Raw genomic sequence first — 13,214 nt, 5'->3', positions numbered from 1 at the left:
CGATGCAGCCTCCAAGGCTCAGAAAGTATGCAGGTAGCGCAGCGTCAGCTGCGTGCCCTGGGCGCGGTTGCGCGCGCCGCTCTCCATGTAGAGATTGGCGAAGAATGTCTGCGGGCCTTTGCGGTACATGGCGCCCGGGCCGAACCCCATGACGCGCTCGCGCGAGCCCGGCTGGCGCCGGCCGTCGATGCGGTCGTCGGTGGTCTGCGCCAGATAGTAGCCGGCCAGCCCCACGCGCCAGGATTCGTCCAGCGCATACGACAGCGAGTAGTTGGCGTGAAACGCCTGGCCGGGCTGGACGTCGTCGGCGCCCAGCGCGGTCGACGGGCTGTTGTTGCGGCTGGACCAGGCGTAGTGCAGCCGGCCGCTGAACTCCACGCGCTTGCTCAGCTCCCAGGTGAAGGCATAGTGCGGGTTGAAGGTCCACACATTGCTGCCCACGTTGATCGCGGCGTCGTCGCTGTAGTCGCCGGTGGGCGCGCTGAATACGAAGTTCAGGCGCTGCCAGAACGGCCGGCCGAACAGCTGCACGGGCTCCCATTGCAGCAGCAGCGGGCTGACGATCAGATCGCCCTGGCGCGTGCGCGTGCCCCGCGGGCCGTTGTCGATGTCGAGATCCAGGCGCACCAGCGGCAGCAGCACTTCGGCGCCGTAGTACGCGCCCAGGATCTTCGTATGGCTGATGTACGCGAAGTGCGGCAAGACGCTCAGGCTGCTGATGCGCTGATGGCCGCCGACCGAATGTCCGCCGGCGTCCTTGACCTCGGTGGCATGGTTGAACTGGATGGGCAGCTCGAACAGCCTGCCCGGGCCGGCCACGCCGTCCATGAAGCTGGTGTTGCCCAGCGCCAGCGGCGGCAAGGCCACCGCATCGGCCACGGCCCGCTCGGACAAAGCCAGCGCAGCCAGCACGATGGGCACGAAAGCGGGCCGGAAATTCTTGCACATACCTTCGATCTTTCCTCAGGGCGGGCGCCGCAGCGCCTGAAGGTCGGCAAGTTAGAGGATAGTCGCGGCCTTGGATAGGCGCGTACGTGCATCGGAGCGTTCCATTCGAGGAACACTCCCCCTTGCTTCAGGGCCTGGCCGCGGGCTGCGCGGCGCGGCAATCCGCGCCGGTGCGCCTAGCGGACAACGGCGTGTCGCCGCCGGTATTGCCCGCGTAGCGCCGGATCTTCTCTGCCAGCTCCGGCGTGGCGCGCTCGTAGCCGTAGCAGTACGGCGGCGTCGGCGCGGCCTCGGGGCGGTAATCCTGCAGCACCGGCTTGGCGTCGCCCAGGTACAGATTGTCCTTCAGCCGCAGAAAGGCCTTGTGGTCCTGCGTGTAGCCGTGTTGCGCCTTGCGCCGCTCGTACGCGCCGCGGTCCGATTCGCCGTTCGGCAGCGCGCTGCGTTCGGAGGCGATGGGGATATAGCGGCAGTAGTTCACGTTGACGCCTTCCACCGTGGGGTAGAACTCGGGCTCCACGCACTTGCGCCGCGTATCGTTGCTGAAGATGTTGCCCTCGATCAGGGCCTTGGCCTCCAGGCTGAAGCTCATGCCATAGAAGTCCCAGTTCTCCAGCAGGTTGTTGTACAGGTGGAAGGTGCCGAACTGCCCGCGCGGATTGCGCTGCACGGTGTTGAAGAAGTAGTTGTGGTGCAGCGTGACCCGCGCGATCGAATCGCGGCCGTAGTTCTGGAACAGGTTCTTGGAGGTGATGTTGTTGAGCAGCATGACCTTGTTGGAATCATGGAACTTGGTCCACGAGATCGTGACGTCGGTCGAGCCGTTCTTCACGTTCAGCAGCCGGTCCGACATGCGCGACAGGTCGAGATGGTCGACCCATACGTCGCGGCTACCGTTGGCCACGTTCACCGCCTGCGTCAGCCGCTTCAGGCGGCCGTCTATGGTCAGGTGCGTGAGGATGACGTTGCGGCTGCCGTACACGCCCAGCCCGTCGTCGATCAGCGCCACGCGCCTGCCGCGCCCGTCTATGGTGACGTCGGACGGCACGCGCAGCTGCGATTCCAGCACGATGCTCATGTCGGACGCGAAGCGTATCCACGCCGGTCCCTTCTTGGCCTGCGCGAGCGCCGCGCGCAGCGTGCCCGGCCCGGCGTCCCGGTCCGACGTGACCTCGATCCAGCGTCCGCCCTGGCCGCCCGTGGCGCGCGCGCCGTAGCCTTCGCGCTGCGCCAGCAGCCCGGAGACCAGCGGACAGTCTGCGTCCGGCGTCGCGCAGGAATCGGCGGCCTGGGCCGTGCCGCCGTACAGCAGCGCCAGGACCAGCAGGCCGCGCATTGCGCTCAAGATCGGCTTCATGGCGTGTCGCTCCCTATCGTTGCGCCGATCGGTCCGCGGCCGCGACGTGGCGCCAGATCCCGCCGCTCAGGCGCAGGTCTTCCGGCGGGCCGGCCAGGTGCTCCCTGAGCCGTTCGAAATAGGCCTGCTGCCAGCGCTGCGCGTAAGCCTCGGCGTCCTCGCCGGGCGCGGCCGAAGGCAGCATCTCCAGCGTATAGGCCACGCGCCCGTTCTCCCAGCGCGGCGCGTAGAACACCGAAGGCACGCCCAGGCGGTGCGCGAGGTGCGAGGCGAAACCGGAGTAGGTGACCTGCTGGCCCGCGAAGGTGGTGCGCGGGGCGGCCGGATTGGCCGCGCCGTCTATCGCCAGGCACAGCACGTAACCCGAGCCGAGCGCGCGCATGCAGGCCTTGGCGACCTGGGCCTCGGTCTGGTCGGCGGTGGAGATCAGGGCCGCGGAATAGCTGCTCTGCGCGATGCTGGGCGCGGTCGCCAGCCAGCGCGACGGAATGCCCAGCAGCTCCAGCGCCATGAGACCGGCGTACATCGGCCCCACGTGCGCGGTGGCCACCACCACGCCGCGGCCGGCCGCCAGCAGCGGCGCGAAAAAGCGCTCGCCGGTGTCGAGTTCGCCCAGCAGCTGCATGGCGTCCTCGACGTCGTCCTCGCGGCATTCGAGCCAGTCGAACAGCAGATGGTCCATCAGATGGCCCCAGCGCGCGCGGCGCTCCCATTGCGCGCGGTCCACGCTCTGGTCGCCGCGCAGCGACCAGGCCCAGTCGAGCCGGGCCTGCGGAATCGGCGCGGTGTCGAGCTTCGTCTCCAGCTGCGCCATGGCCTGCTCGAAGGTGGGCGGCAGCTGCAGGTTGCGGCGGGCGACGTAATGCTCGAACAGCGCCTCGGCCTCCTGCTTGCGGCCCGCCTGCGACAGCGCGCCGATGGCCGAGCGCTGCCAGATCTGCTTGTCGGGCGATTTCTCCACCAGATGCAGCATCTGGTCGGCGGCCTCGTCGTACTGCTGCGTGTAGCGCAGGGCGCGGGCGTACAGCGCGCGCGTCTGCTCCAGCTCGGGCGCCAGGTCCAGCGCCTGCTTGAGCGGCGCGACGGCCTCCTTGTAGCGCCCGGCGCGCAGCAGGGTCTCTCCGTACAGCGTCAGCAGCCTGACGTCGGCGGGCGCGGCCTGCAGGCCCGCCTCGAAATGCGCCGGCGCGTGCGTCTTGCGGTCGTCCTCGCCGCCGCGGCGCAGCAGCGCCAGCCCGAGCGAGGTGCGCAGCGGCGCGCTGTCGAGGCCCGCCTTCAGCGCCGCCTCGCCCAGCATGATGGCGGCTTCCACCCGTTCGTCGTCGAGCAGGGCGCGCAGGGCCACGGTGGCCACGCGCTCGTTCGGCAGCTGGTCGGGGTCCAGCGCCGCGGCGATGCGGGCGGCCTCGGCCGCGTCGCCGTTGCGCACGAAAGCCAGCAGCCACCAGTACGTTTCGTCGGCGTCGCGCTGCGCCAGGCCCACGGTGGCGCGGGCGACCTCGGCGGCCTCGGCCTTGCGGCCGGCCTGCACGCGCAGCTGGATGCGGGCGGCATGCAGCGCCGCGGTGTCGGGCTCGATCGCGGCGGCCGCGTCGGCCTCGGCGATGGCGCGGTCCCATTGCTCGGTGCGCGCCAGCAGGCTGGCCAGCAGGCGGCGGTCGTCGGCGCGCGCCGGATAGGCGGCCGCCAGCCGCTCCAGCGCGGCGATGGCCGGTTCCAGCCGGCGCTCGCGCACCAGCGGCGCGACCAGCAGCCGGCGCACGTCGCGCCAGCCCTCGCCCGTCTGCGCCAGCGCCGGATCGAGCCGGGCCATTTCCTGCGCCGGATCGGGCGCGCCGAGGATTTCCTGGATGACGCCGCGCAGCCGCGCCGTGGCGTCGGCCTGCGCGCGGCGTTGTTCGATAAGCGCTTCAGCCATGACGCAATCCCCTCAGCAAAGCCATCGCGACACGGGCGATGAACATCAATACGAAGCCCAGCGCCAGCGCCTGCAGCAGCAGAATCCCCGTGCGCGGGCTGCTGGGCCGGTCCGTGGGCACCGGCTGGGCGATGATGGACAGATAGCGCTGCAGGCGCAGCGTGTCGGTCATCGCCTGCTGGTAAGACTGCTGCGCCAGGGTCAGGTTCGAATCCGCGAAGGCCTGGGTGTTGCGCAGCGCCTCGTACGACTTGAGCTGCTGCGCCTCGGTATTGCCCTGGCCGCTCAGGCGCTGGCGCACCGATTTCAGCCGCTTCTTCAGCGACGCCACCTGGAGTTCGGCCGGCTTGAGCATGAAGTGGTCCTTGTTGCCCAGCGCGCGGATCTTGTCGAGATTGGTCTGCGCGCTGCTCAGCTCGGTTTCGAGCTGGCTGGACAGGTTAAGCAGCATCGACACGGTGGCGGTCGGGTCGATGTTGCCGTGCGAGGTGCGCCAGGCCGTCAGGGCTTCGCGCGCGGCCAGCGCCTCTTTCTCGGCCAGCCTGACCGACTCTTCGCTGACCTTCAGCTTGTCGGCCACGCCTTTCTCGTTCATGGAGCTGACGAACTCCTCGGCCAGGACGATGAGTTCCTTGGACAGGGTTTCGGCGTGCTGCGGCGAGAACGCGCTCACCCGCAGCACGTCGATCTGCTCCAGCGCGTTGAACGAGACGTGCACCGCGGCCCGGTAGGCGCGGTACAGCTCGTCCTCGCTGGAGTCCTCGTCCAGGCGGTTCAGCGGGTCCAGGCCGGAATTGGCCAGGAACTGGCGCAGCCCCACCTTGCGGTCGAGCTGGCGCATGCAGTCGCGCGACTTGAGGAACTCGCTGACCGCCCAGCCGTCGACGAAGCCGCCCAGCATGCCGCCCATATTGCCCGTGGTGATCAGGCTGGCGGCCCCGCCGCCGCCCTGCTGGCCGGAGGCGGACTGCACGAAGAAGCGCGACTCCGCCTCGTAGCGCGGCGTGGCGACGAACAGCACGTAGGCCAGCGCCAGCGCCACCGGCGCGACCACGATGGCCGCGTTGATCCAGCGGTGGCGGCGGCGCTCGCGCAGCGCGGACTCGCGCTCGCGGCGGCGGCGCGCGATCTCCGAGCCGCCTTCAGAAGCCGAACTGGCTTTCCTCGAAGTTTCCTGCGAGGAGCTCATCGCCTGCGCCGCCGGAGTCGCCTCTTGATCGCCTCGGCGGGTACTTCTGGAGGCATTGGTCGAGGTCGTCTTCGATGCGGAGGGCGCTTCGTTCATAAATCAAGCCTTTGTAGCAGTAGTCCGCCAGCTGGTTCTGGCGGTAACTGGAGAAAATGAGTGTCCGGCCGACCAGCCGCTCTTCGAACAGCGCCAGCCACAGCCGGGTGAAACGGCAGGGTTCGAAGGGAATGGACCCCTCGATCACGTAGACGTCGAACGCCGGCGCCAGCGCCAGCGCGAACGAAAACTCCTGCCGCGCGTAGAGCGGCCAGTGCTCCATGGGCCTGGCCAGGAACTTCGGGTCGCTGACCAGGTCGGCGACCAGTTCGTAGGTGGCGTCGGCGTCCAGTTCGTACATCTCGCACACGAAGTCGATCATGCTCAGGCCGCTGGCCTTGCCGCGGATGAAGCCCTGGCGGCCTATCGCCCACGAGACGTTGCCGTCGTGCTTGACGAAGCCCTGGCGCGGCGGCCGCAGATTGCACAGCAGGTCCACGAGCTGGCGGTGCATTTCCGGCGCCGGCGACAGCAGGGCGTAGCGGCCCACCGGAATGTCGAGCGTGGCGCGCGACAGCAGCGGCTGCCGGCTTCCGTAGGCATAAGGCTCGTCGGTCACGCCATTGAGATGGATCATCGTCTTGCCTCACATCGGCTGGACATTGGGGCGGGCCAGCCGTTCGCCCGCCAGGGCGACCACGAACAGGAACACCAGCGCCGTCAGGAAGTAGCCCAGGCTCGCGTCCTGCGATTCGTAGGCGTCGAAATAGACCGAGCGCAGCAGTTGCATGCCGTGGGCGAACGGAGACCACAGCATCCACGGGCGCAACTGCTCGGGCAGCTGTTCCGACACGAAGAACACGGCCGCGAAGATCTGCAGGAAGCGCTCGATCACCGGCGCCAGCCGCAGATAGAACGGCCAGAAGGTCGCGATCGAGCCGAACAGCAGGCCCATGGCCGAGCCGCAGCATCCCATCAGCACCACGTACAGCACGAAGCCCGCCCAGCTCTGCGGCAGCGTGATCAGCTCCAGCGCATGGCCGGCGCTGATCAGCACCGCGAACACCACCAGGTACACCGATACATAGATCATCGCCTGCACCAGCGCGCACATCAGCGGCGTCACCCCCTGGAAATTCAGCAGCCCGCGGGCCGACACGTAGGCCGCGCTGCTTCTGAAGATGACCTGGCGGAACATGATCCAGGTGGTGGCTCCCAGCAGCGAGAAGGTCTGCACGTCCATGCCCATGATGAAGTGCGTGCCCATCAGGATGTACAGCGACGAAATCAGCGTCAGCAGCACCACGGGCCCGACCAGCGCCCACAGCAGCGCGATGCGGCTCTCGCCGTGCATGACGTGCAGCTGGTAGATGACCATCGCCAGCAGCGTGCGTCCCACCGGCCGGCCGCGCGCGGCCGTCGGCTGCGGCGCTTCGTGCAGCACTTGCAGGCGCTCGCGCAGCGTCGCGAGATCGCCGGCCTCGTCGGGCGACAGCTCGATCTCCATCGCGATGTCGTTGCGCGAGGCATGGCGGCGCGCCTCGCGCGCCTCGTCCTGCTTGCGCCGCTCCACGCGCCGCGCGTGCGCCGCGGCCAGGCGCGCGTCCTCGGCCACCAGCCTGGCCGGCATGTAGCCGGGCGCGAACACCTCCACGCCCTCGCGTATGTCCTGCTCCAGCAGGCGCACGATGATGCGCAGGCGGCGGCGCGAAAAGTCGGCCAGCGTCTCGTCGACCTTGCTGCGCCCGATCTCCGCGTCCAGCTCGGCCTGCACGGCCTCGTACACCGCGCGCCGGGCCGCCACCGAATCGTGCGGCTCGCCCTGCAGCCGCGCCAGCAGCGGCTTGAGCAGCACGTCCGGTTTGGCCTGGGCCTCGAACAGCGCGGCCGGGTCCAGGCGCCAGACCGCGGCGCCGGACCCTACTGCGTAGTCGCTGCTTTTACGGCGCGAGCGCCATCCCTTGATCCTGTCCTCGTTGCTCATCGACACGCTATTGGGTGATGGCCGACGAGTTGGAGGAACCCGAATCGCTGTCGATCGCCCGCGTGGCGCTGAAGCCGGCGCTCATGGTGACGCGGAATGCCGACAGGACCTTCTGCACCTGCGTGAACGGCGCGTCCGAAATATAGATGGCCTGGCCTTCGTGCACGGTGAATTCGCGCGCCAGCGCCACCTGCTCGGGCCGGGTCATGTCGAACTGGTAGACCACCGGCAGCTTGTCCGGCTTGCCGTCCACGCCGGCCGTGGCGGGCGTGAACAGGAACACCGAGCGCGGGTCGGCCGTCTTGTCGTCCAGGCCGCGGGCGTCGGCCAGCGCGTCCAGCACGCTGTAGTTGCGCTTGCTGATGGCCACGCGGCCCTGGTTGCCGGCCGCGCCCAGCACGGTCAGGTATTCGCGCGAGTCGTAGGCGGTGATGACGTCGCCCGGACGCAGCAGGATGTCGTTGTTCTGGTTGCGGTAGATGTCCGACAGCCGCACCGAGGCCACCTGGTTGTCGCGGCGCAGGCTGATCACCAGCTGTTCCGGATTGGTCTGCACCGGCGCGCCCTGCGCCAGCGCGCTGCTCAGGCGCTGCGACGTCTGGGTGATGGGATACATGCCGGGCTTGGTCATGTTGCCCTGCAGGGTGACCATCTGGCCGCGCGCGTCGGCCGCGCGCGTCACGCTGACGTCGGCCCCCATGACCAGCTTGCTCAGGCGCGCCACGATGGCGTCGTGCAGCTGCGCGAGCGTCATGCCGGCGGCCTGGAACTTGCCCAGGATGGGGAACTGGACATAGCCCTGCCGATTGATTTCCTGGTTGCCCAGGTCGCTCACGCCGGACGGGTCGGCCGCGAACACGCCCAGCCCGCCGCGCTCCCACACTTTCACGTTGATGCCGTCGCCGGGAACCAGGCGGTCGAACCCGGCCTGCGTGAGATCGCGGTAGCTCACCGGGAAATCGGCCACGTCGGGCACCCTGCTGGCCTGCGCGAGCTCGCGCGAGACGGGCATCACCACGACGTCTTTGTCGTCGTGGGCGCCCGTCATCTCGCTCAGCATCGGCCCGGAACGCGGCAGCTGGCACCCCGCAAGCGTCGCGGTGGCAAGCAGCAGCATGGCCAGGGCCGCCTTTCTACGCGGACCCCAGGCCGGGACGTTCATTTGCATAACTACCTTTATCTCCAGGACATCGGTTGGATCGGTGCGGACTCAGGCCAGCATCCGCTGCATCGGGAAATCGATGCGCTCGTCGTTCTCGGACACCGGCATGACCGGCACGCACAGGCTCAGGAACTTGCGCAGCATGGCATCCAGCGAAAACACTTTCTGCGCGCGATGGCGGCTCTGTTCCTTGATGGTTGCGTCGCTGCGCGCCAGGTCCACCATGGAGGCGACCTTGTCGCAGGCCTCGTGCATGTCCGGATGCTCGACGTCGCTGAGCAGATGGCCCGTGACGTTCTCCACGAAGCACTCGCCCGCGCCGCCGGCCGGCGTCGACACCACCGGCACGCCCAGCAGCTGGGCCTCGATCAGCACGTTCGGCAGGCCCTCGTAGCGCGAAAGCAGCACGCTGGTGTCCATCTGCGAATACCAGTAGCCCACGTGGTTGGACAGGCCCACCAGCAGCAGCCTGTCGGTCACGCGCAGCTCCTCGGCCAGCGACACGATGTTGTCGTGCAGGCGGCCGTCGCCGACGATGACGAAGCGCGCCTGCGGCCGCCGCTTCAGGTATTGCGCGGCCATCTTGATCCAGAGCTGCGGCCGCTTGTCCGGCTCCAGCCGGAACACCCCGCCGATGGTCTCGGTGGCATCGGGCGTGCTTTGCTGGAAGGCGCGCCACTTTTCCTCGTCCGTCGCCGAAGCGTCGGTCGCCAGGTCCGGCACGCCGTTGTACAGCACGTGAAAGCGCACGATGGGTATGCCCAGCCATTCCGCATAGGCCTCGGCGGCCTTGCGGCTGTTGCTGACGAAGTACACGCCGGGCACCTGGGCCAGGGCCTGGTACAGCTCGGGATACTCTTCGCGGAAGCGGTCCTTGCGGATGTTGGGCGGCAGCCCGCGGAACACCAGGTGGATGGTGGGCGCGCCGGCCAGCAGCGCCGCCAGCGCCCCGAACAGGCAGGTGCCGTCCTGCCACAGGCTGACCACGTCGAAAGGATTGGTGCGCAGCACCGGCGCAAGCCGCGTCACGCCGTAGTGCACCGGCGGCGGCAGCTGCTCCAGCAGGCGGCCCAGGCCGGCGTCCGGCACCTGCTGGTGCGACACCGAGACGGCGGGCAGCTTGTTGATTTCCGTGACCGGAATCTGCGCCTTGGTCAGCACCGGCAGGAAGAAGTCCAGGCCCTGCTTCTTGGGCGAGCCCGCGGGCTCGGTGTGCTGCTTGACCATCACTTCGACTTTCTCAGGCCGCATCACGACCGAGGACGGCCGGCGCTCGGGCGATTCGGCCATGCGGGTCAGCTCGTTGGCCAGCCGCGTCAGCTGCCGCTCGGCGCCGCCCGGTCCCAGGCTGCCCGTGACCAGCGCGACCGACACCGGCTTGTCCGGCGACTGCTCGGGAATCTCGCGGCCGCGGAAATGCAGGATCGCATGCTTCATCGAAATGATGCGGACGTCCTTGCCGCTGAGCTCGCGGTCCGGCTCCAGGGCCTGGTAGAAGGCGTAGTCGCTGGCCAGTCCGCTGGCCAGCTCCTCGGCCTTGCTGCCGGGCGCGAGCTGGTCGGCCACAGGCGCGATGGCCTCGAACGCGTCGGCCACCAGGCCGCGCTTGCGCAGGCGCTTGGCGAACTCGATGCGCATGTTGCGGTCCGAGTAGTGCGCGATCAGCCGGCGGAACAGCGCGTCGGACTGCTCATGGGCGCGGATGTCGCTGAGCAGCTTGGCGCGCGCGAACAGCCGGGCCGGGCTTTTCGAGGTCTCGGGCAGATGGCGGTCGACCAGCGCCAGCGCGTCGTCCAGGTGCCGTTCCTTCACCAGCCGGGTCGCGCAATAGCGCACGATCTCCAGGTCGTCCGGGCATTCGTTCAGCAGCGTGGACCACTGCTCGGACATGCCCTCGTTCAGGCCGGCCGCCTCTTTCAGGCGCAAGAGCAGATAGCGCACCTTCGAGTCGGCCATGTGGCCGCGCGCCAGCGCGTGGGCGCGCACCAGGTTTTCCTGCGCCAGTTGAACCCGCCCCGACGCCGCGACTATTTCCTCGAGCTGCGCCTGGACGTGCTGGAGCTGGGAGGCCTGGTCCTCCTGTTCGGTCATCAATGGTGGGTTCATGCCGCCTTCCTGCGATTGGCCTTTTCGATCCACACCAGGCAACGCTGGATATAGTGGTCGAACTGCGCCGGGTTGTCGGAACGTTCCTTGAGCAGGCGCCAGTACGGCAGGGCCTGTTCGAAGCGGTGCAGGCGCATGGCGCCGACGGCGGCCAGGCGCAGGCCGACGGGATCGTCCGGAACCAGTTGCAGGATGCGTTCGCCCAGCGCCAGGCGCTCATTGGTGCTGGACGAATCCAGCGCCCGCGCCTCGGCGTACAGCACGGCCAGCACGCGGCGCTTTTCGTGGTCGATTTCCGTCATCTCCGGCCACGAGCGGCCGACCCGGTCCAGCAGGGTCCAGGCGCCCTGGTGGTCGCCGGCAGACAGCATTTCGCGGGCGCCGCGGATCGCGCGCGGCCCGAGGCGGCCGAGCTGGCGCTCCGCTTCTTCCTTCGCGCCCTGGTCGGCCGAGGCATGGGCCTGCACCGCCTTGTAGGCGTCGATGGCTTCGCCGAACCAGCCGCCGTTGAACGCGGCCCGCGCGAAGAACAGCTTGGCGCTGAACGGCGCGGATTCGGCGGCCGCGGCGCGCTGGAGATGGCGCATGGCGGTCTGCTTGTCGCCCAGCGCGTCGGCGGCGCGGCCGCGCATGGCGTCGAGCTCGGGGAAATCGGCCTGGGTGTCCAGGGCGATGTCCGTGAGTTCCATGACTTCCTTGTGGTTGCCCGCCAGCAGCGCGGCGCGCACGCCCAGCCGCATGGCGCGCTCGAACGCGCGCTGGGCGCGCACCCCGGTCAGCGCCTCGGGATTGAGCAGGCGATGCGCGCAGATGCGTTCGGCGGCGTCGCGCAGGCGTCCCTCTTCCAGCGCGCGGGCGCCTTCTTCCGCCCAGACCGGCGACTGCGACTGCAGCCAGGACTGGATCTCTTCATTCTCGCTGTCGTTCAAGCCGCAAGAGACCGCCAGCGTGGCCGCCGCCATGATGCTGCCGCGCCACGAGGCTTCCTTGACCAGCTCCAGCGCTTCCGTCGGCTCCAGCGCGGGCGTCTCGGACGCCAGGGCGCGCAGGCCCGCGCGGTCGCCGGCCACCAGCCGGTCGCGCCACAGCACCGCGAAACCGCGGCCGTAGGACGGATTGGCTGCGCGCACCTCGTGCACCCAGCGGATCGCGGCCTCCATGTCGCCGCTGGCCTGCAGCAGCGACAGCACCGTGTCGGCCGCCTCCAGCGCCCAGGCGTCCTGCGGCGCGGAGATGCGGAACAGCCGCTTCCAGTTGCTCAGGGCCTCGTCCGCATAGCCCAGCTGGCCGGCGCAGACGGCGGCGGTGCGCACGATCTCGGGGGTTTCGATTTCATCGCCCAGCAGGCCGGCGGCCAGCGGGTAGGCCAGGTCGTGGCGGCCCAGCTTGAAATGATTGCGCATCAGGATCTGCTCGGCCTTGCTGCCGGAAGCGACCGAGCCGTCGGCGCTGCCCAGCAGCGCCAGCGAGCCTTCGTAATCGCCCAGCTCTTCCTGGATGCGGGCCGACAGCAGCACGTGGTCGGGCAGGCCGGGATGACGGCGCAGCACATCGCGCAAGCGGCGCGAGGCTTCGCGCAGCTCGCCCGAATCCCACAGCTTCTCGATGCGTTCGGCGCTGTCCTCGGCGCTCAGCTTGGCCGCGGTGGGCTGCGAGGTGGACGCGCCCATGCGCGGACGCATGTAGTTCTTGTACCACTCGGCGCCCAGGCGCTCGGCGAAGACCGAGGTGTAGTGCGTCAGGTCCAGCCCGCCGTGCTCCATCGCCTCGGCCTGGCCGATCTTGTTCATCAGCGGCGTCGGATCGTAGCAGGGCACGCCGATGCGTTCGGCGCCGGCGGTCATCGCGGCGATCAGCTGCTGGCGCTGTTCGATCGGCACGTTGTCCGGCGTCAGGGCGTTGACGTGGGTGACGAACACCACCTTGTCCTTGCCCAGCAGGTCGACCAGCTGCTGCATTTCCTGCTCGACCTCTTCGTCGGGCAGGTCGCGCTTGACGATGCGGGCCAGCAGGCTGGCGTCCTCGGCAGACAGGCTCTTGTAGACCGCGTCCTGCTCCAGCTGGGCGCGCCGCTCATCCAGCCGGTCGGGATGGGCCAGCGACCAGAACATGCGGGTGCGCGTGCGGTCGGCGAAGAACTCGCTGAAGTAGCGCACCAGGTAGTTGGACTGGATGGGATAGCCGTCGATGGTCAGCAGCTTGCGCGAGGACAGCTCGACCATGTAGAGGTCGGCCGGCTTGTGCGTTCCGTAGCGGGCCTGCTCGCCGTTGGACGGGCGGAAGATCAGGCGCTGGACGTCGGTGGGGATGTCGCATTCGCCGAACATGAAGCGCGCCTGCTGCAGCGCCTCGGTACTGGTGTGCACGAAGCCGTAGTTGCGCCCCAGTTGCAGCTTGATCGGGTAACGCCCCACCGCATCGCGCAGCGGCGTGTGGATGCGGCAGGTGCCTATCGGAGCAATGGTAAATGCAGCCATTCAGGGTCTCTCCTGTAGTGATGGATGACGAGCCCGA

At 68.8% G+C, this 13,214-nt stretch carries 9 protein-coding genes; all 9 read right to left on the bottom strand.

What is annotated here, in order from left to right; all coding sequences use genetic code 11:
- Window positions 1-18: 18 nt before the first annotated feature.
- Window positions 19-948, bottom strand: a complete 930-nt coding sequence (locus C1I89_RS12545; protein WP_102773118.1) for a SphA family protein — start codon at window positions 946-948, stop codon at window positions 19-21.
- Between the two features lie 127 nt (window positions 949-1,075).
- The gene (locus tag C1I89_RS12540) at window positions 1,076-2,305 is read right to left on the bottom strand and encodes a pectate lyase family protein (protein ID WP_102773117.1); all 1,230 of its coding nucleotides are present in this window, start codon (window positions 2,303-2,305) and stop codon (window positions 1,076-1,078) included.
- 13 nt (window positions 2,306-2,318) lie between these two features.
- The gene (locus C1I89_RS12535) at window positions 2,319-4,223 is read right to left on the bottom strand and encodes a CDC27 family protein (RefSeq protein WP_102773116.1); all 1,905 of its coding nucleotides are present in this window, start codon (window positions 4,221-4,223) and stop codon (window positions 2,319-2,321) included.
- Window positions 4,216-5,244, bottom strand: a complete 1,029-nt coding sequence (locus C1I89_RS12530; RefSeq protein WP_168202219.1) for a sugar ABC transporter — start codon at window positions 5,242-5,244, stop codon at window positions 4,216-4,218. The genes C1I89_RS12535 and C1I89_RS12530 overlap by 8 nt, the downstream gene beginning before the upstream one ends.
- Before the next feature lie 121 nt (window positions 5,245-5,365).
- The gene (locus tag C1I89_RS12525) at window positions 5,366-6,085 is read right to left on the bottom strand and encodes an ATPase (RefSeq protein ID WP_102773114.1); all 720 of its coding nucleotides are present in this window, start codon (window positions 6,083-6,085) and stop codon (window positions 5,366-5,368) included.
- Between the two features lie 9 nt (window positions 6,086-6,094).
- Window positions 6,095-7,432, bottom strand: a complete 1,338-nt coding sequence (locus tag C1I89_RS12520) for an ABC transporter permease (protein WP_102773113.1) — start codon at window positions 7,430-7,432, stop codon at window positions 6,095-6,097.
- A gap of 7 nt (window positions 7,433-7,439) precedes the next feature.
- Complete coding sequence (locus tag C1I89_RS12515; RefSeq protein ID WP_102773112.1) at window positions 7,440-8,600, bottom strand: polysaccharide biosynthesis/export family protein; 1,161 nt, start codon at window positions 8,598-8,600, stop codon at window positions 7,440-7,442.
- A gap of 42 nt (window positions 8,601-8,642) precedes the next feature.
- Window positions 8,643-10,700, bottom strand: a complete 2,058-nt coding sequence (locus C1I89_RS12510) for a glycosyltransferase (protein WP_102773111.1) — start codon at window positions 10,698-10,700, stop codon at window positions 8,643-8,645.
- A complete protein-coding gene (locus C1I89_RS12505; RefSeq protein WP_102773110.1) occupies window positions 10,697-13,177 on the bottom strand; it encodes a hypothetical protein in 2,481 nt (826 codons plus the stop codon). Before C1I89_RS12505 ends, C1I89_RS12510 begins: the two co-directional genes overlap by 4 nt.
- Window positions 13,178-13,214 lie beyond the last annotated feature (37 nt).

Source organism: Achromobacter pulmonis (assembly GCF_002885955.2).
In the GTDB taxonomy this organism is placed as follows: Bacteria; Pseudomonadota; Gammaproteobacteria; order Burkholderiales; family Burkholderiaceae_B; genus Achromobacter; species Achromobacter pulmonis_A.
The sequence above is the reverse complement of the archived record's forward strand: the minus strand, read 5'-3'. Positions and strand labels throughout refer to the sequence as shown.

What these genes read in the sequence shown, in the direction of transcription:
- C1I89_RS12545 (WP_102773118.1), bottom strand. Translation starts at nt 948, where the DNA reads ATGTGCAAGAATTTCCGGCCCGCTTTCGTGCCCATCGTGCTGGCTGCG.
- C1I89_RS12540 (WP_102773117.1), bottom strand. Translation starts at nt 2,305, where the DNA reads ATGAAGCCGATCTTGAGCGCAATGCGCGGCCTGCTGGTCCTGGCGCTG.
- C1I89_RS12535 (WP_102773116.1), bottom strand. Translation starts at nt 4,223, where the DNA reads ATGGCTGAAGCGCTTATCGAACAACGCCGCGCGCAGGCCGACGCCACG.
- C1I89_RS12525 (WP_102773114.1), bottom strand. Translation starts at nt 6,085, where the DNA reads ATGATCCATCTCAATGGCGTGACCGACGAGCCTTATGCCTACGGAAGC.
- C1I89_RS12520 (WP_102773113.1), bottom strand. Translation starts at nt 7,432, where the DNA reads ATGAGCAACGAGGACAGGATCAAGGGATGGCGCTCGCGCCGTAAAAGC.
- C1I89_RS12515 (WP_102773112.1), bottom strand. Translation starts at nt 8,600, where the DNA reads ATGCAAATGAACGTCCCGGCCTGGGGTCCGCGTAGAAAGGCGGCCCTG.
- C1I89_RS12510 (WP_102773111.1), bottom strand. Translation starts at nt 10,700, where the DNA reads ATGAACCCACCATTGATGACCGAACAGGAGGACCAGGCCTCCCAGCTC.
- C1I89_RS12505 (WP_102773110.1), bottom strand. Translation starts at nt 13,177, where the DNA reads ATGGCTGCATTTACCATTGCTCCGATAGGCACCTGCCGCATCCACACG.